14 protein-coding genes and 1 pseudogene are annotated in these 17089 nt (G+C 72.9%); 7 read left to right on the forward strand and 8 right to left on the reverse strand.

The window, feature by feature from the left end; translation table 11 throughout:
* Positions 1–8 precede the first annotated feature (8 nt).
* The 3 genes from paaC to paaE are packed head-to-tail and all read left to right on the forward strand — an operon-like array spanning position 9 to position 2442.
* Entirely contained in the window at positions 9–836 is an 828-nt protein-coding gene (gene paaC, locus H4N64_RS00725) for a 1,2-phenylacetyl-CoA epoxidase subunit PaaC (RefSeq protein ID WP_186279863.1), read from the forward strand.
* Positions 830–1336 (forward strand): 1,2-phenylacetyl-CoA epoxidase subunit PaaD, encoded by a 507-nt coding sequence (gene paaD, locus H4N64_RS00730; protein ID WP_186279865.1) that lies wholly within the window; start codon positions 830–832, stop codon positions 1334–1336. Before paaC ends, paaD begins: the two co-directional genes overlap by 7 nt.
* Positions 1336–2442 carry a 1,2-phenylacetyl-CoA epoxidase subunit PaaE gene (gene paaE, locus H4N64_RS00735; protein WP_186279867.1) on the forward strand — a complete coding sequence of 369 codons (1107 nt, stop codon included), beginning with the start codon at positions 1336–1338 and terminating at the stop codon, positions 2440–2442. Before paaD ends, paaE begins: the two co-directional genes overlap by 1 nt.
* A 143-nt stretch (positions 2443–2585) precedes the next feature.
* Here the strand turns inward: paaE and H4N64_RS00740 are convergent, their stop codons facing one another.
* Together H4N64_RS00740 and H4N64_RS00745 are read right to left on the reverse strand one after the other, a co-directional pair.
* A complete protein-coding gene (locus H4N64_RS00740) occupies positions 2586–4760 on the reverse strand; it encodes a TerD family protein (protein WP_186279869.1) in 2175 nt (724 codons plus the stop codon).
* A gap of 89 nt (positions 4761–4849) precedes the next feature.
* A complete protein-coding gene (locus H4N64_RS00745) occupies positions 4850–5236 on the reverse strand; it encodes a DUF5997 family protein (RefSeq protein WP_186279870.1) in 387 nt (128 codons plus the stop codon).
* Positions 5237–5293: 57 nt separating this feature from the next.
* Between H4N64_RS00745 and H4N64_RS00750 the strand changes: the two genes are divergently transcribed.
* Positions 5294–6028, forward strand: coding sequence for a LysR substrate-binding domain-containing protein (locus H4N64_RS00750; protein WP_186279872.1), 735 nt, complete (start codon positions 5294–5296; stop codon positions 6026–6028).
* A 221-nt stretch (positions 6029–6249) separates the two neighbouring features.
* On the opposite strand, the gene H4N64_RS00755 is transcribed toward H4N64_RS00750, so the two are convergent.
* The 4 genes from H4N64_RS00755 to H4N64_RS00770 all read right to left on the reverse strand — a co-directional run bounded on the left by H4N64_RS00755 (position 6250) and on the right by H4N64_RS00770 (position 10875).
* On the reverse strand, positions 6250–9072 hold the full coding sequence (locus tag H4N64_RS00755; protein ID WP_186279874.1) for a beta-L-arabinofuranosidase domain-containing protein: 2823 nt from the start codon (positions 9070–9072) through the stop codon (positions 6250–6252).
* A 132-nt stretch (positions 9073–9204) separates the two neighbouring features.
* On the reverse strand, positions 9205–9963 hold the full coding sequence (locus H4N64_RS00760; RefSeq protein ID WP_186279875.1) for a hypothetical protein: 759 nt from the start codon (positions 9961–9963) through the stop codon (positions 9205–9207).
* A 59-nt stretch (positions 9964–10022) separates the two neighbouring features.
* A complete protein-coding gene (locus tag H4N64_RS00765; protein WP_336246606.1) occupies positions 10023–10496 on the reverse strand; it encodes an HAD family hydrolase in 474 nt (157 codons plus the stop codon).
* Positions 10399–10875: an Lrp/AsnC family transcriptional regulator gene (locus tag H4N64_RS00770; protein WP_186279876.1), complete on the reverse strand. Its 477-nt coding sequence runs from the start codon at positions 10873–10875 to the stop codon at positions 10399–10401. The genes H4N64_RS00765 and H4N64_RS00770 overlap by 98 nt, the downstream gene beginning before the upstream one ends.
* A 195-nt stretch (positions 10876–11070) precedes the next feature.
* Here H4N64_RS00770 and H4N64_RS00775 point away from each other — a divergent pair, with 195 nt between their 5' ends.
* The gene (locus tag H4N64_RS00775) at positions 11071–12567 is read left to right on the forward strand and encodes an FUSC family protein (protein WP_186279878.1); all 1497 of its coding nucleotides are present in this window, start codon (positions 11071–11073) and stop codon (positions 12565–12567) included.
* 15 nt (positions 12568–12582) lie between these two features.
* Here the strand turns inward: H4N64_RS00775 and H4N64_RS00780 are convergent, their stop codons facing one another.
* A complete protein-coding gene (locus H4N64_RS00780; protein WP_186279881.1) occupies positions 12583–13668 on the reverse strand; it encodes a helix-turn-helix domain-containing protein in 1086 nt (361 codons plus the stop codon).
* Positions 13669–13768: 100 nt separating this feature from the next.
* Here H4N64_RS00780 and H4N64_RS00785 point away from each other — a divergent pair.
* Together H4N64_RS00785 and H4N64_RS00790 are read left to right on the forward strand one after the other, a co-directional pair.
* A pseudogene (locus H4N64_RS00785) lies at positions 13769–15003 on the forward strand (MFS transporter).
* A 58-nt stretch (positions 15004–15061) separates the two neighbouring features.
* Positions 15062–16090 (forward strand): beta-propeller fold lactonase family protein, encoded by a 1029-nt coding sequence (locus H4N64_RS00790; RefSeq protein ID WP_186279883.1) that lies wholly within the window; start codon positions 15062–15064, stop codon positions 16088–16090.
* Between the two features lie 74 nt (positions 16091–16164).
* Here H4N64_RS00790 and H4N64_RS00795 read toward each other — a convergent pair whose 3' ends face one another.
* A complete protein-coding gene (locus H4N64_RS00795; RefSeq protein ID WP_186279885.1) occupies positions 16165–17088 on the reverse strand; it encodes a sirohydrochlorin chelatase in 924 nt (307 codons plus the stop codon).
* Position 17089 lies beyond the last annotated feature (1 nt).

Genomic DNA, 17089 nt, shown 5'->3' on the forward strand with positions numbered 1-17089 from the left:
AGCCGGGGATGAGTGAGGACCACGTCTACCTGACCCTCGCCGAGGGGCACGAGGACGACGCCCGCTGGGCGTACGGCACCGGTTTCGAGGACCCCCTGCACGGCGTCGACACCACCGTGCCCGAGGGTGTCGACGCGAGCGAACTGGCCGCGTCCTGCGTCGCGTTGGCCGACGACGCGCTCGTCTCGGCCCAGCGCCTCGCCGAGTGGATCACCCGCGCCCCCGAGCTGGAGGAGGAGGTCGCGCTCGCCAACATCGGCCTCGACCTGCTCGGCCAGGCCCGTCTGCTCTACTCCCGCGCCGGACAGGCCGACGGCACCGGCCGCGACGAGGACGCCTACGCCTACTTCCGCGACGCCGACGACTTCCGCAACGTCCGGCTCGCCGAACTCCCCAACGGCGACTTCGCGTTCTCCATCGTGCGGCTCCTGGTCCTGTCCAGTTGGCGGCTCGCCCACTTCGAGCGGCTGGTCTCCCACCCCGACCCGGTGCTCGCCGCCGTCGCCGCCAAGGGCGTCAAGGAACTGGCCTACCACCGGCAGTACGCCGCCGAGTGGGCGGTCCGCCTGGGCGACGGCACCGAGGAGTCCCACCGCCGGATGCGCAAGGCCATCGAGCAGATCGCCCCCTACATCGGCGAGTTGTTCACCGCCTACGACGTACGCGCCGAAGTCGTCGCCGTGCTGCGTCAGGTGACCGAGGAGGCCGGACTGCCCATGCCGGCCTACCGGCCGTCCGCCGGCTGCGGCCGCGACGGCGAGCACACCGAGCATCTCGCCCCCCTGCTCGCCGAGTTGCAGAGCGTGGCCCGCGCCCACCCGGAGGCGACATGGTGACCCTCCAGCTCGACGCACGGCACGCCCGGCACATCGCCGAGCGGGTGCCCGACCCCGAGCTGCCCATGCTGACCCTCGCCGACCTGGGCGTCCTGCGCGAGGTGACGCTCACCGAGGACGGCGCCGTCGTCGCCGACCTCACCCCCACCTACTCGGGCTGCCCCGCCATGGCCGAGATGCGCGCCGACGTCGCCGCCCGGCTCCGCGAGGCCGGGTACACGCGCGTGGAGATCCGCACCGTCCTGAACCCGCCGTGGACCAGCGACTGGATCACCCCCGAAGGCCGCCGCAAGCTCGCCGAGCACGGCATCGCCCCGCCCGGCGCCGCCCCGCGCGGCCCGGTGCCGCTGACCCTGTCGCCCACCCGGCGCACGGTGCCCTGCCCGCGCTGCGGATCCGCGGACACCGAGGAGACCTCCCGGTTCGCCGCCACCTCCTGCAAGGCGCTCTGGCGCTGCCGCGCCTGCCGTGAGCCGTTCGAGTACGTCAAGGAGATCTGATGGCCCCGACCGCCCCCGCCGAGGCCGTGAAGCCGCGCCCGCGCCGCCGTCCGGTCTTCCATCCGCTGCGGGTCGCCGCGGTGCAGCCGCTGTGCGAGGACGCCGCCGCCGTAGGCTTCGAGATCCCGCCCGAGCTGGCCGAGGAGTTCGCCTTCGCGCCCGGCCAGTCCCTGACCCTGCGGCGCGAGATCGACGGCCGCGACGAGCGTCGCTCGTACTCGATCTGCACGCCCGCCGGAACGGCCCCGCGCATCGGCGTCCGGGTGGTGCCGGGTGGCCTGTTCTCCTCCTGGCTGGTCAACGAGGTGCGCCCCGGTGACACGGTCGAAGTCATGGCCCCCACCGGCAACTTCACCCCCGACCTGACCACCCCCGGCCACCATGTGCTGCTCGCCGCCGGCTCCGGCATCACCCCCATGCTGTCCATCGCCGAGTCCGTCCTGGCCGCCGACTCCCGCTCCCGGGTCACCCTCTTCTACGGCAACCGCCGCACCGGCACGGTGATGTTCGCCGACGAACTGGCCGACCTGAAGGACCTGTACCCGAGCCGCTTCCAGCTCGCCCACGTCCTGTCCCGCGAGCCCCGGGAGGCCGAGGTGCTCTCCGGGCGCCTCGACGCCGACCGGCTCTCGGCGCTCATCGACGGCCTGATCGATGTCGAGGCGGCCGACCACTGGTGGCTGTGCGGCCCGCACGGCATGGTCCGTGACGCCCAGCGGGTCCTCGACGGACTCGGCGTCCCGGCCGACCGCGTCCACCAGGAGCTCTTCTACGCCGACGACGAGCCCGTGCGCGAGGTGCACCACTCGGAGTCCGGGCCGACCGGCCCCGTCAGCCAGGTCACCGTCGTCCTCGACGGCCGCTCCACCACCTCCGCCCTGCCCCGCGAGCGGACCATCCTCGACGGCGCCCAACGCACCCGCCCCGACCTGCCGTTCGCCTGCAAGGGCGGTGTCTGCGGCACCTGCCGCGCCCTGGTCACCGACGGCAAGGCCGACATGCGACGCAACTTCGCCCTCGAACCGGCGGAGGTCGACGCGGGGTACGTCCTGACCTGCCAGTCGTACCCGGTGTCCGAGACGCTGACGGTGGACTACGACAGCTGAAAAGGCCTCCGGCCGTCCCCCGTGAGGGGACGGCCGGAGGCCTCAAGCCGAGGGCGAGGAAAGCGAAGGGACTATCATCGAATCCGTTTTCGCGGAGGTAGAAGGAAGCCCCCTCATGGCCTCGCCACGGCTCACGCTATCAGTCACCCCGGGATCATGTCGCGCAGATTTTCGAGGGTCACGATCCGCGAGTCCGGATGCAGCCCCTCGGGCCGCTGGAGCCCGATGTAGGTGACCGGATGGTCCGGGACCTCCTCGCCGTCCCACGCCGTCACGGCACCGCCCGCCATCAGCTCCGTCAGGTAACGCACCGTCAACTGCTCCCGCTCGACGATGCCCCGCAGCAGCGTCGCCACCGAGACCTGGTTGCCCTCGACCCGGTTGGACGTCGGCGTGCCCCTCAGATACAGGTGCAGCCACTTGGCCCGCCACCGACCGTCGGCCCCGCGCAGGAAGGCGAGCGGCAGCGCCACCCGGCCCGGCCCGCGCAGCTCCGACTTCATCCGCACGGTCCGCGGCTCGAACGGCCGCCCCTTCTGCTCGCCCTCCCGCAGCATGAACCCGAAGAAGGACTCCTCGACCTCCTCGAAGCCCTCCCCGGAGTAGAGGTTGACCTGCGGCACGACGAACGTCCCGCGCACCGCACCCAGCCGGAGGTTGATGAACTCCGAGGCCCCGTGGGGCGCTTCGGTGATGTCTCCGGAGTGCTCGCCCTCCACCTCCGTGAGGTTGGTGTACGACAGCCAGCAGACGGTCGCGTAGTCGTCGTCCAGCATCAGCGCCGACAGGTCGTAGTCGGTGTCACGGCGCCGCTGCTTCCAGTACACGAAGAACCGCAGCAGCTCGCCCTCGACCGGCGAGAGGGAACCGCGGGGCAGCACACCGAGCCCGGCCGCCGTGGCCCGCCCGCTGAGCGGCAGCGCCACGTCCAGGACGTCCGGGTCGACGAGCAGCTGCCCCGGGTCCGGCAGTCGGCGCCGGATCTCGGCGTCCAGCGCCGCGATCAGACGCTCGCGCTCGGCCGCCGGCACGGGCGCGCGCAGATCGTCCGTCACCCAGGCACGGCCGAGCCGGTTGATGAACACCCGGCGCCGGCCCGTCTCTTCGGCCCGGTTGTGCAGATGCTCGCGCACCGACAGCAGGACGCGCGCCGACACCTCCGGGGCGACCGCTTCGGCGGCGGCCACGACGGCGTCCCGCTCCTCCTGCGCACCGCAGGTACGCAGCAGCCGGTCCAGCGACCGGAACAGCCGCCCGGGCGCGCCCTTCAGCAGCTCCGCGGCCCCGGCGACATCGTCCGCGCCGAGCAGTTCCTCGACCCGGCGGTCGAAGGACGGCGCCTTCCGCTCGCCGCGTGCGACCGCGAACACCTCGGCGGCGTGCGGCCACCGCGGATACTCGTGCGGGTGCAGCCGCTCACCGAGCCGCTTGAACGCCTCGCGGTGCACGGGTACGTCGGCGAGCTTGCCGGGCGCGTCCGCCACGACGGAGTCGAGCCCCGCGAGCAGTGCGCGGCGCGCCGGACGGGACAGCGCCCGGAACCGGGTCGGCTCCTGGAGGGTGACATCACCGTCGGACAGCGCGCAGGCCAGCCGTAGTACGTCCGTGACCGTGTCCAGCAGCAGCCCGGCCCCCGCCTCCAGACGCGCCCGGTTGACCACGGCCCGGTTCTCCCGCACCGGGATCGCCTCGGGCTGCGGCCCGTCGGCGCAGATCCCGGCGAGGATCGCGAGATCGGCGAGGTGCTCGTCGCCCAGCGGGGTGGTGGACCCCGCGAGCGCCCGATACAGGCCGCCGACCTCGTCCGCGAGTTCGCCGCCCAGGTGCAGCACGGTCACCCGGTCACCGCCGGCGGCGATCAGCTCGTCGTGGGCGGCGAGCATCTCGGCGTAGGAGTGCTGGTAGCGGCCGTACGAAGGGAGGGTGAGCAGGTTCACCACACCGCTGCTCAGCTGGGCGAGGATCTTCGGCCGTACCGACTCGTCGGCGAGGGCCTTGACGATGCAGTCCCGCCAGAAGTCGAGGGTGTCCGGCACGTTCGCCGGGAAGTCGACGAAGTAGACGTTGTGCCGGACGTGGTCGCCCACCATCTTCCGGACGGTGTCGAGCGTGCGCTCGGCGGTGGCGGCGACCGTGTCAGCGGACAGCCCCGACAGGTGCTCCAGCAGTTCCGCGGAGAGCTTGAAGCCCACGGACATCAGAGCGGCGTCGAACTGCCGCGCCACGACATCGCCCCGCACCGAGGACCCCGCGGGTTCCGAGGGCCGGGGGAGACGGTGGGTGTGCCGGACGACCAGCGATTCCAGGCTGCGATCCATGCCGGGATGCTCCCAGAACCGCACGCGTGCACGCATGCGGGTTTTTCCCGGCAGGGACCCGCCCGTGGGTCGGCGACCCGTCCCGTCGGTCAGGACTCCCGGCGCTCGGCGTCCCGCTTCTTCAGGCGCGCGGCCTCCTTGCGGACCTCCGCCTGGGTGGCGCGCTCCTTCTGCAGCCACTCCGGCTGCTCCTGCTTCAGCGCCTCGATCTGCTCGGTGGTGAGCGGCTCGGTGACCCCGCCCCGGGCGAGGCCCGCGATGGACACACCGAGCTTCGCCGCGACCACCGGACGGGGGTGCGGGCCCTTGGCGCGCAGCTCACGCAGCCACTGGGGCGGTTCCGCCTGGAGCGCGTTCAGTTCGGCTCGCGAGACGACACCCTCCTGGAACTCCGCGGGGGTGGCCTCAAGGTACACACCCAGCTTCTTGGCGGCGGTGGCCGGCTTCATCGTCTGGGTGGTCTGGTGCGACGTCATGCCTCAAGGGTATCGAGTGGGTGAACGACCGCCGACCACGGCCGGTAACCTGGCCAGGTGACAGGCTCGGAAGCACCCCCATCGTTCCGGCTCGCGTACGTTCCCGGAGTGACACCCTCGAAGTGGGTGCGGATCTGGAACGAGCGCTACCCCGATGTCCCCCTGGAGCTCCTCTCGGTCACCGCGGCCGAGGCGCCCGAGGTACTGAGGGACGGCGGCGCCGACGCCGGTTTCGTCCGGCTCCCGGTCGACCGTACGTTCTTCAGCGCGATCCCCCTCTACACCGAGACCACGGTCGTCGTGGTCCCCAAGGACCACGCCGTGGCCGCCGTCGAGGAGGTCACCGCCGAGGATCTCGCCGACGAGGTCGTCTTCCATCCGCTGGACGACGTCATCGGGTGGGAGCGGCCGCCCGGACAGCCCGGCTTCGAGCGCCCCGCCACCACCGCGGACGCGATCGAGCTGGTCGCGGCCAACGTCGGCCTGCTCGTCGTGCCCCAGTCGCTGGCCCGTCTCCATCACCGCAAGGACCTCACCTACCGCACCCTGGTGGACGCCCCCCAGTCGAGCATCGCCCTGTCCTGGCCGGAGGAGGCCACGACCGACCAGGTCGAGGACTTCATCGGCGTCGTCCGCGGCCGCACCGTCAACAGCACCCGCGGCCGATCGGCACCGCAGGCCCAGGAGCAGCCCAAGCGCAAGCGCCCCGAGGCCACGTCAGCCCGCCGCAAGCCGACCCCGGCCAAGAAGAGCACCCCCACCCGCCGCGGCAAGCCCCGCCGCAGGTCCTAGCCCGCCTCCAGCTGGCGGGCCATGAGGGGTGCCGCAAGGCGGGCGAGGCCGCCCGGGCCGCCCCGGACACCATGTCGAGCAGCCAGGGCATGTCGTACGCCGCCATCCGCTCGGGAGGGAGCGGGATGACACGTTCCACGGACACGCCGATCGTCATGGGGCCTCCAGGATCCCCGTGCCGGGCGGCGGACGCACCCGATGCGCGCCCGCCGCCCGCGGGGTCAGGCGGCGAAGGTGGCCCGCTCCGCCGTACGCACCACCGTCCGCCCGTCGGCCGCGCCCAGCAGCCCCGCCGTGACCCACGCGTCCACGGTGGACCGCACCCGCGCGAGCAGCGCGCTCTTGCCGCCGAACGGTGCCCCGGCCCAGATCTCGTCCAGGAGGGTGGTGCCGTCGGACCGTGCCGGGTTGGCGACGCCGGAGTCGGTGTTGCCGAAGACCACCCCGGGTTCCGCGCGCCGGAAGTAGGCGTGCGTCGGGTCCTCGGTCCCCTCGAAGAACGGGGCGAACTCGGTTCCGTTCAGGGTGTAGTGCAGCGGTTTGCCGGTCACCGGGGTGAGGGAGGGAAGCAGGTCGCCGGAGAGACCGGCGTTGCGGTAGAGCCCCAACTCCAGGTAGCCGGTGGCGGAGTTACGGCCGACCAGGTTCACCGGGCCGTAGAACAGCGTCTGCAACGACGGGTCGTCGAGGGCCTTCTCCACCCGGAGCCGGAAGGGGACGGCGATCCGGACGACATCGCCGCCGCGCCAGGTGCGGGACACCGTGACGTAGCCGCCGGGGGTCGGAGTGCCGGACACCGCACGGCCGTTGACGGTGACGCGGAACCCGGCCGTCGCCCAGGACGGCACCCTGAGCTTCAGCTCGAAGGCCGCGCTTCCGCCCGAGAGGGTCAGGGTGGTCCCCTGCTCCCTGGGGTAGTTGGTGGTCTGGGTGACCGTGAGGCCCTTCTCCGCCCAGGTCAGCGTCGACGGGCTGTACAGGTTGACGTAGAGGGCGCTGCCGTCGGCCTTCCGGAAGTACACCGAGTCCTGGTACTTGGTGGCGCTCTCCATGCCGGTGCCCTCGCAGCAGGTGGTGCCCTGCTTGGGCGTGTAGTCCCGCACATGACCGGGCGTCAGCCCGATGAAGTAGGTGACGAGCGGTTTCTCCGCGTCGGCCTTGTCCTGCTTGGAACCGAGCACCTGGTTGTACAGCGCCCGCTCGTAGTAGTCCATGTACTTCGGCGCCTGATCATGGAAGAACAGCGTGCGGCTCAGCTTGAGCATGTTGTACGCGCAGCAAGTCTCCGCCGTCGTGGCACTGATCGTCCCCGCGATGACGTCCCGCGCCTTCCAGAACTCGCCCGTGCTGGTGCCGCCGATGCCGTACATACGGTGCGGTACGACCATGTCCCAGAAGTTCCTGGCGGCGTCGAGGTAGCGCCGCTCGCCGGTCGCGTCGTACAGCCTCAGATACCCGGTGAAGATCGGTATGTGCTGGTTGGCGTGCAGGCCGTCCAGGATGTCGGTGTTCGCGGCGCAGGAGTCGATCAGCCGGTCCAGGTCGAACAGCTGGGCCAGTGCGAGGTGTTCGGCCTTGCCGGTGATCGCGTGCAGATCGCAGACGGCCTCGACGATGCCGCCGAACTCGCCGCTGGAGAACAGGCCCCACATGCGTTGCCGCGTGGACTCCGGCAGCTTGGACAGCCGCGAGTACATCCAGCCGCACATGCCGGACGCGAGGTCGAGGGCGCGGGCGTCGTCCGTGGCGAGGTAGGCGTCGAGCACACCTCTGAGGATCTTGTGCGCGGTGTAGTACGGCGCCCACACCTTCGTGTAGTCGCTGCTGGTCCTCGACTCCAGGTCGATGAACTGCGTCTCCGGGTAGGCCGCCAGGAAACCGGCATGGCTGGGCCCGCCCCAGGTGCGGCGCAGCGTGGCCGTGAGGTTCCGGCCGGAGGCATCCGCGAAGGTCCCGCCGGACGTCTCGTCGAAGGCGTACGCCGCCAAGTCGCCGCGTCCGGCGGAGGAGTCGGTGGCACGCCCGCTCTGCAACTCGGTGATCTCGGCGGCCGTCAGGGCCCGCGACCAGATGTTGAACTCGTCGTAGGCGCCCGCGAAGACGGGGTCGGCGGCGTAGTTCGAGCGGCCGAGCCAGTTGTTCACGGGGGTGCCGAGCGCGGCCGGGGTGAGGGTCATCGCGGTGTTGCGGGCGACCTCGGTGCCGTTGACGTGGAGGATGCCGGTGCCGCCCGCGATGGTGACGGCGAGGTGGCTCCACTGGTTCAGCGGGAGCGCGGCGGTGCCGTTCAGGCCCTGCTCGGCGCCCGGGCCCGAGGTGGTGATGGCGAACCGCGGTACGCCGTCGGCATTGCGGGCGGCCAGGTACATGTACCGGGTGGTGTTGTCGCCGAAGTCGAAGACCCGGGCCCAGTTGCCGTCGTGGGTGGGCTTCACCCACGCGGACAGGGTCACCGCGGATGTGCCGCCGAGGACGCCGGAGGGCAGGTCGACGTACTGGTAGGAGCCGCGCACGTTCTCGGCGGCCGTACCGAACCTCCCTGCTGTGCTGAGCACGACCGGGTCCTTGCGCAGCGCCTCGCGCACCTCGGTGAGCGCGCCGACCATCGTGCGGAGTCGATCGGCGAAGACCTGCTCGCCGGTGCCGGCCCAGGCCTGGGCGAGCATCGTTATGAAGTGGCCGGTGTAGTGCCCGCGGAGATTGCCGTTGGCCTCCCCGTCCAGGCCCTCCCAGCCGCCGGGGGCGACCGCGTCTGCGGTGGGCAGACCGGCGTTGGCGCGGAAGACCTGGAGCAGCCGGTTGACGTCGTAGCCGCGGGCGTGGTCGAGCATCAGTTTGCGTTTGTCGGCGAAGACGCCCTGGCCGAGGGTGACTTGGTCGAGTGCGAAGGGCTGTACGGTCCAGGCGGCCGGGGCGGCCGTGGCGGCTGGTGCCTCGGCAACGGCCGCCGCGGCGCGGGCCGTTGGGGCGAGGGAGACCGCGGGTGCGGCCACGGCGAGGGCCGCGGTCTGGAGAAGGGATCGTCTGGAGAGGGGCGGTGCCATGTGTGCTCCTCCACGAGTCCACGTCGTAATCTACAGGTGGTCGATATATCGAACGCTGTGCGAATAGTCGACCAGACGATAGGAACGGGGCGCGTGGGGGTCAACGGGTCTGGAGCGGTCAGTTCCGGCCGTTCAGTCGGAAGAGACGCTCGGGATGTTCGTGGCGACCTTGTTCACGGGCGCGATGAGCAGCCATATCGCGGCCAGGGCGACGAGTGCGCCGGCCCAGATCTCGTAACTGCCCGACAGCCACGGCACGGAGAGCAGGAACGGCACCCCGTAGACCCTCAGCCAGCCCACGGCCCCGCGCGGTGTCCAGCACTCCTCCGTCTCGGCGCCGAAGCCGACGGACAGACCGCCGATGATCCCGCCCATGAGCCCGGTCAGCAGCAGAGCGCCCCCGGTCAGCGGCCAGCGCACCACGGGCACCCACTTCTCGATGTCCTCCAGCGACCCGGCGGCGCCAAGACCCATGACAAGACCGGCGATCGGGACGCCCATCAGGACCAGGTTCGCGATCCGCAGCGTGTTCCACAGCCACTCGGGATCGCCCCAGCCGTCGGGTGCCAGACCAGCAACCCTCGGCGGTTCACTCCCGGCGTCGGCGATCATGCCGCCGCGCAGCCATCGCGCGGCCCGCCACAACAGCACCGCCCACAGCACCCCGCAGGCCAGCGCCGCACCACCGACCGCCAGCGCCTGCCGCAGCCCGGCCGGGTCGGGCTGCCACCACAGCAGGCCCCCCGCCAGCCACCCGAGCAACACCGCGGCACCCGCGGCCAGTCGGGCGGCCATGGTGAACAGTCGGCCGGTCCGCTCCGCACGTTCACGGCTCGTGTGCAGTCGTCTGAGCTGATAGAGGTGGATCAGCTCGCCTTGCCGCGCCTTCATCGGCGCAGGCCGAGGGCGTTGAGTATCCGGGACACGCAATCATGACCAGCGAGACCGGCTCAGGGTTGCCCGGCACCGGCCGGCCACTCGTACGCCGCCCGCGCCGTGAACTCCGGCTGACCGCCGCGCAGCAGGAGCCCGGCCGTCGCGAACTCGGGGGCGTCGGCCTGCGCGGCGACGTACGGGATCGCGATGCAGCGCATCCCGGCCGCGTGCGCGGCGGCGCCCGGGGCGGCGTCCTCCAGGACCACGCAGTCGGCGGGCTCGGCGCCCAGGCGGCGGGCGGCCTCCAGGAAGACGTCGGGGGCGGGCTTGCCGTGGTCGAACTCGTCGGCGGAGTTCTTGGCGGCGAGGAGCTCCTCGACCGAGGCCCGCGGTCCATAGCGGGCCTTCCAGTGCCGCCGAGAGTGCCCATGGGATCCAGCATGCCCAGAGTCATGTGCGGGCCGAGCGGCCCACCGACTCCACCAGCGGCAGCAGCCGGTGCGCCACCCGCTCGCGCAGTGCCACCTCGGTCCGGGTGCGGACCACACCGGGCAGGCTGATCAGCTTCTGGATCACGTCCTCCAGATGCGCGTTGTCACGCGCCACCACCCGGGTCAGCAGATCCCCGCCGCCCGTGATCGAGAATGCCTCCACGATCTCCGGTACGGCGGCCAGCGCGTCGCCCACGTCGTCCAGGTGGCCCTGGGTCACCTCGATGTGCACGAACGCGAGGACCGGGTGGCCGAGGGCGCCGGGGGACAGGGTGGGCCCGGTGCCGGTGATCACACCGTCCCGTTCCAGACGGTCGAGCCGGGCCTGGAGGGTGCCTCGGGCGATCCCGAGGATGCGGGCGTACTCGCGCACGCTGGTGCGCGGCTGCTCCAGCAGCAGCCGCAGGATGCGGGTGTCGAGCTCGTCCACGGCCATCGGGCCGGCCTCCTCGCGCATGGTCCGTTGGCCCGCCCCTGGGCGGCCCCGGACCGAACCGTATGTGCCAATGGCCCAGCCTATTCGACACGACTTGAGCCAGCAGCCGGGCGGATGCTGCAATGAAACCGTCGATGGCGCTGCGGACCCCGCGGCGCCTTTTTCATGCCATGTCCGAGCAGGGGGCGGGAAGCAGTGCTGAAGAGGGTGTTCATGGCGCCGGACCCGGGCCGTGCGCGGCTGCGCTTCGCCGTGCGGGCCGTCGTCGGCATCGGTCTCGCGGTCGTCGTCTGCGGCCTCGCCGGACACTCCCTCGTCGGCGCCGTCACCGGCGGCCTCGCCGCGCTGCTCGCCCTGTTCACGGTCACGGACTCCACGGTCCGCGGCCAGGCGGTCACCACCGCGCTGCTGCCGCTCGTCGGCCTGCCCGTGCTCGCCGCGGCGGCCGAGCTGCACGACCAGCCGCTCGCCCGCGACGTCACCTTCCTCGCGGTCGTCGGCGCGGGCGTGTACGCCCGCCGCTGGGGCCCGCGCGGCCACAGCCTCGGCGTCTTCGCGTTCATGACGTACTTCGTGGCGCAGTTCCTCCAGGCGACCCCGCGCCACCTCCCCGAGCTCTACGCCGCCGTACTCCTGTCCCTGCTCGTCGCCTTCGGCGTGCGCTTCGGACTGTGGTGCTACGAGCGCCGACTGCCCCCCGCCCCCGCCCTCGTGCCCGCCGCGCCCGGCGGCACCGGCCTCGCCCGGGTGACCACGCGCCAGGCCGTCCAGGCCACCGCCGGAGCGGGCTTCGCCCTCGTGGTCGGCCAGTTGGTCTCCGGGGAGCGCTGGTACTGGGCCGTCGGCGCCACGTGGTGGGTCTTCGTCAACACCACCTCGCGCGGAGAGACCCTGGTCCGCGGCTTCCGCCGGGTCCTCGGCACGGTGATCGGCATCGGCCTCGGCCTCGCGGTCGCCGTCCCCGTGGACGGCGCGCCGATCCCCACCGCCGTCATCCTGGCCGTCTGCGTCTTCGGCATCTTCTACACGGCCGCGGTCTCGTACACCTGGATGATGCTCTGCGTGACTCTGCTCGCCGAGCTCCTCTACGGCCTGCTCGGCGTCCTCGATCCCGCGCTGCTGGCGCTGCGGCTCGCGGAGACCGGGGTCGGCGCGCTCGGCGCCGTGCTCGCCGTGCTGTTCGTCCTGCCCGTCACCACGCACGCCGTCACCGACGCCTGGATCCAGCGCGCCCTGCGCTGCGTCCACGCCGCGACCGCCGAGGCCGCCGCCCGCCTCGCGGGCTCCACGACGGCCGACCCGGCCTCGCGGGTGGCCGAACTGGAGCAGCTGCTCGGCCGGGTCCGTCTGTCGGTCGCCCCGCTGGTCCACCCACTCAACCCGATGCGGGGCCGCAAGCGCCGCGCCCGCACGGTGCTCGCCCTGCTCGACGACTGCGCCCGTGAGATCCGCGGCCTGGTCGCGGTGGCCGCCGACCCCGTGGCCTCCCACGACGCCCGCCTGGCCGCCGCGTGCTGGCGCGTCGAGGCCGCTGTCGAGGCGCTCACCGGCGGTGCGGACATCACCGCTCCCGCCGGGCAGCCGTCGGCGGCGGAGCCCGCGCTGGCCCATCTGCACGGTCTGGAGCGGGCCCTGGCGGAGCTGGCGACGCCGCTCAGAACGGCCTCGGGCTCCCCGCTGGTCGGCGCCTGAGGTCCGAGGCGCCGGTCAGCGCAGTACCGCCGCCAGCAGGTCGGTGCCCAGTGCCGTCAGGTCGGGCAGATTGAGGGTGTGGCGCACGTAACGGCCCTGCCGCCGGGCCGTGAGCAGGCCCGCGCGGCGCAGCACGGCGAGGTGGCGGGAGACCTCCGGGGCAGAGAGCTCCCAGGTGTGGGCCAGCTCGCCGGTGGTGTGCGGACCGCGTGCCAAGGTGCGCAGCAGCCGCAGCCGTATCGGATGGGCGAGTGCCTCAAGGCGCAGGGTGACCGTCTCCAGCGAGACCGGCTCCGACGGACCCGGCTCGGCCACCGGGTACTGCACCACCGGCTGCCAGCCGGGCGCGTGGACCACCACCAGGTGCGGGCGGTTGAAGACGCTGGGGATGAAGGTGACCCCGGTGCCGTGCGCGGCGGTCGCCTTGTCCTGGAGCTTGTCCACGACGATGCAGTCGCCGTCCGGGGCGAGGGAGACCGCGCCGGAGACCGAGGCGAGCGCCGCCCCGACGCCCTGGCGCCTGAGCAGGTCGTTCTTCACCCGCAGATCGGTGGCGAGCCGCACGGCGACGCCCGCCCAGGCGGCGTCGAAGAAGGCCTCGGCGCACTGTTCGAGGGTGTGGCGCACCCGCGCCCGCACCGTGGCCGGGCCCGCGAGCAGCCGTTCCGCGAAGGCCTCCTGCCGCGCCCCACGGGCCTGGGCCAGGTCCAGGGCCCGCTCGCGTGCGGCGGCGTCGCTGAGCGGCGACGGAGCGGGGAAGGGGACCCGGTTGCCGCCGCATGTGGTGACGAGCGCGGCGGTCACAAACGTCTCGTCGTCGATCCGGTCCACGTCGTCCAGCTCCTCGGCGAGGGTCGGCCGAGGCCGGGCGGGGAACAGGAAGTCGGCCTGCGAGGAACGCCAGAGGAACTCCGCCTCGCGCAACCGCTCGGCCGGCTCCGGCTCAAGACCGGCCCAGACGTCCGCGGCCCAGTCGGCGTGCTGCGGATGATGCCCTGGCTCGGCCAGCACGTGCAGCATCGCGGTCAGCTCGGCCAGTGGGGAGGCGGCGAACCGCAGCCGCTCGGACGGCAGCCCGCTGATGTCGATCCTCAACGTCATCCGATCATCATCGCCGCCCGGACGGCCGACGACGCCATCGGTTGACGGTGTCCGTCAACCCACGTGCCCGGCCCCGCGGCCGGACGCACCGTTCGACACCATGGCAACCACCAGCAAGATCCGGCCCCGCGCCCTCGTCCGCGCCTCCGGAGGCCCCCCCTACGCCGTCGCCCTGGCCGTGGACGCGCTCGGCACCGGCCTGCTGCGGCCCTTTCTGCTGCTCTACGGGGTGACGGTGCTGAAGCTGTCCGCACCGGCCACCGGTATCGCCATGACGGCCGGCATCGTCGCGGGTCTGGTGTGCATGCCCGCCGTGGGCCGCTGGCTGGACCGGGGAGCCCGCAGCACCGTCGTGGCGGCGTCGATGCTGGTACGGGTGTTGGGCGTGGTGCTGCTGCTGGCCACCCCTCAGGGCCACGTCTGGCTGTTCACGGCGGCGGCCCTCTTCCACGGCATCGGCACCAGGCATGGCCCGCCGCCCACGCCGCCCTCGTGGCCACCGTCGCCCACGGCCGGGAACGCGACGCCGCCCTCGCGGCGGGCCGCGCCCTGCGCAACGCAGGCCTGGGCGTGGGCGCGCTCATCGCCACCGTGTGCCTGGCGGGCGGCACCACCGCGTTGCGGGCGCTCGCGGCTGCCACCGGCCTCGCCTATCTCGCCGCGGCGGCCTTGGCGTGGTCGGTCCACTTGCACGCGCGTCCGGCCGCTGCCGAGGCCCAGGAGGCGGGGGATGTTCCCGCGCCCCGGATGCCCGCCCTACTGGCCGCCAACGTGGTCTACGTCTTCTGCCTCAACGTCCCCGAGATCGCGCTCCCACTGGTCCTGGTGACCCAGCTGCACGCCTCCCCGGTGTGGTCGGCGGCCATCTTCGTGGCCAACACGGTGCTGGTGGTCACCCTCCAGCTCCCCGTCACCCTCCTGCTGTCCCGCTAATCCCGGAGAGCCGTGCTGGCCCTCGCCGGAGTCGTCCTCACCGCCTCCTACCTCGGTTTCCTCGCGGCCACCTCACTGGGAAACGGCTGGGGCGCCCCGGCCGTCGCCGTGGTGTCCGTGCTCTGCACCATCGGCGAGATCATCTACGCCGGCAGCGCCACCGCACTCGTCACCGCCCTCGCCCCGCCCCAGGTCCTGGGCCGCACCCTCGCCCGCTTCGAACTCTCCACAGGGTTCGGCCTCGCCGTCTCCCCGGCGGCCATCACCGCCCTCGCCCCCCACGGCCCGACCGCCCTGTGGGGCGGCCTCGCCGCTGCGACACTCCTGTCCGCGTCCGCCGTCGCCACCGAGAAGGACGGCTCCGCCCGGCGGACGTCGCCACATGCGGGTGGCTTGGTCTAGACCGCGCTTGATCGACTGCTACCGTCACCACCGGAGGGCACCCGACCGAAAGGGGACAGTGGTGGCAGACGGTGACAGGCGGGCCTTCATCGGGTCGTTCACGGCGGCCGGGGGGCCGGGGATCGTGGTGGCGGCCGTGGACGCCGACGACGGGGCACTGACCCCTCTGACCGGCGCGCACGACGTCCCCGACCCCGCCTACCTGGCCCTGGCACCCGACGGCGGCACGCTCTACGCGGTCAGCGAGACGACCGAGGGAGCCGTGGCCGCGTACCGGGTGAACGGCACAGAGCCCGAGCTCATCGGCCCACCCACCCTCGTGGCCGGCAGCGGCCCCACGCATCTCGCCCTGTACGCCGGACACGTCCTGACCGCCAACTACGGCTCCGGAAGCGTCAGCGCCGTGCCCGTGCGCCCCGACGGCTCCCTCGCGGGCGCCCCCTCCGCCGTCCTGCAGCACACCGGCTCCGGCCCGCACACACCCCGCCAGCAGGGCCCGCACGTCCACCAGGTCCAGGCAGACCCGAGCGGCCGCTGGGCCGTCAGCGTGGATCTCGGCACCGACTCGGTACGGGTGTGCACCCTGACGGACGGCCGCCTGGAGGTCCACGGGGAGTACGCGCTGCGCCCTGGCTCTGGCCCCCGCCACCTGGCCTTCCACCCGGACGGCACATACGCGTACGTGATCAACGAACTCACCCCCACCGTCACCGTCTGCCGCTGGGACGCCGCCGACGGCTCGCTGAAGCCGCTGTCCGAGACGCAGGTGCTGCCGGGCGCCCCGGCGGGCGACGCCTATCCCTCGGGCATCGCCGTCGCGCCCGACGGACGCTTCCTGTGGACCGCGACCCGCGGCGAGGACGTCCTGTCCGCGTTCGCCGTCGAGGGCGAGGCGCTCCGGCTGCTCGGCACCGTGCCCTGCCGGGGCCACTGGCCCAGAGCCCTCACCGAGGCGGGCGGCTTCCTGTACGCCGCCAACGAGCGCTCCGGCGACGTGGCCTGGTTCGCGGTGGACCCGGCGTCGGGACTGCCGCGCTACGGCGGCTCCATCGAGGTTCCGGCGGCGTCCTGCGTGGTCATCGGCTGACCCGGCGCATGACGAAGGGCCCGCTCCGTCGCGTGGAGCGGGCCCTTTCGTCGTGCCGTGAGCGTGGCCGGGCCTCAGCGGGCCGGCGTGCCCTGCGGCTGCTGGGGGGCGATGCCCAGCGCCGTCGTGTACTTGGCCAGGGCCAGCTTGCCGATGGCCGGATAGGCGCCGAGCGGCTCGGCGGCGGAGCAGCCCGCCTCGTTGGCCGCGTCCTCGATCAGCGCCGAGTCGATCTCCGGCCCTATCAGGTACGGCGCGAGCGCGAGCTGCTGCGAGCCGGAGCCGCGCAGCTGCTCGGCGACGGAGGCGATCGAGCCCTCCTGGTCCAGGGCCGCCGCCATCACCGGCACCGCGAGGCGCGCGGCGAGCAGCATGCCGGTGATCCCGGCCGCCTGCACCGCCTCCTCGCCCCCCACGGACGCCAGGATGATGCCGTCAGCGGCGGTCGCCACGGTGAACAGACGGGCGCGGTCGGCGCGGGCCAGACCGGCCTCCGACAGACGCACGTGCAGCGCCTCGGCGAGCAGCGGGTGCGGGCCGAGCGCGTCGGTCAGATCGGCGGCGACCCGGCTGTCCATCACGGCCTGGCGGACCTGGCGCAGCAGCGCACTGTCCGGACCGGCCAGCAGCGGAACCACGACGGCCACCGGACCCTCGGGCGCCTTGGCCTCCACGCCCGCGGCGACCGCCTGCTCGTAACGGGCGGTGCGCTCCTGGGTGGTGTGCGCGAGCACGGTCTGGAGCGTGGCGAACTCCGCGTCGTCCCCGTCGAGATACCCGATCCGGGCGTCAAGGCCGGGCAGCTCGGAGCGGGCGATGCTCACGACCTCCTCGGCAAGACTGCGCGTGGCGGCGCCCGGCGTGCCCGGCACCGCGAGAACGAGCGCGGGCGCGCCTTCGGGAGCCGCCAGGGGCTCGGGTCGGCGGTGCCGCCCGGGCTGACGAGGTCGCGGCATTCGTACTGGCAGGCCGGACGCGGGCCCAGTGGGGGAGCTCATG

Source organism: Streptomyces cupreus, from assembly GCF_014257025.1.
Lineage (GTDB): Bacteria > Actinomycetota > Actinomycetes > Streptomycetales > Streptomycetaceae > Streptomyces > Streptomyces cupreus.

Excerpts from the sequence above, each read along its gene's own strand:
- paaC (WP_186279863.1), top strand. The coding sequence starts at position 9 with ATGAGTGAGGACCACGTCTACCTGACCCTCGCCGAGGGGCACGAGGAC.
- paaD (WP_186279865.1), top strand. The coding sequence starts at position 830 with ATGGTGACCCTCCAGCTCGACGCACGGCACGCCCGGCACATCGCCGAG.
- paaE (WP_186279867.1), top strand. The coding sequence starts at position 1,336 with ATGGCCCCGACCGCCCCCGCCGAGGCCGTGAAGCCGCGCCCGCGCCGC.
- H4N64_RS00740 (WP_186279869.1), bottom strand. The coding sequence starts at position 4,760 with ATGGATCGCAGCCTGGAATCGCTGGTCGTCCGGCACACCCACCGTCTC.
- H4N64_RS00745 (WP_186279870.1), bottom strand. The coding sequence starts at position 5,236 with ATGACGTCGCACCAGACCACCCAGACGATGAAGCCGGCCACCGCCGCC.
- H4N64_RS00755 (WP_186279874.1), bottom strand. The coding sequence starts at position 9,072 with ATGGCACCGCCCCTCTCCAGACGATCCCTTCTCCAGACCGCGGCCCTC.
- H4N64_RS00760 (WP_186279875.1), bottom strand. The coding sequence starts at position 9,963 with ATGAAGGCGCGGCAAGGCGAGCTGATCCACCTCTATCAGCTCAGACGA.
- H4N64_RS00770 (WP_186279876.1), bottom strand. The coding sequence starts at position 10,875 with ATGGCCGTGGACGAGCTCGACACCCGCATCCTGCGGCTGCTGCTGGAG.
- H4N64_RS00780 (WP_186279881.1), bottom strand. The coding sequence starts at position 13,668 with ATGACGTTGAGGATCGACATCAGCGGGCTGCCGTCCGAGCGGCTGCGG.
- H4N64_RS00795 (WP_186279885.1), bottom strand. The coding sequence starts at position 17,088 with ATGAGCTCCCCCACTGGGCCCGCGTCCGGCCTGCCAGTACGAATGCCG.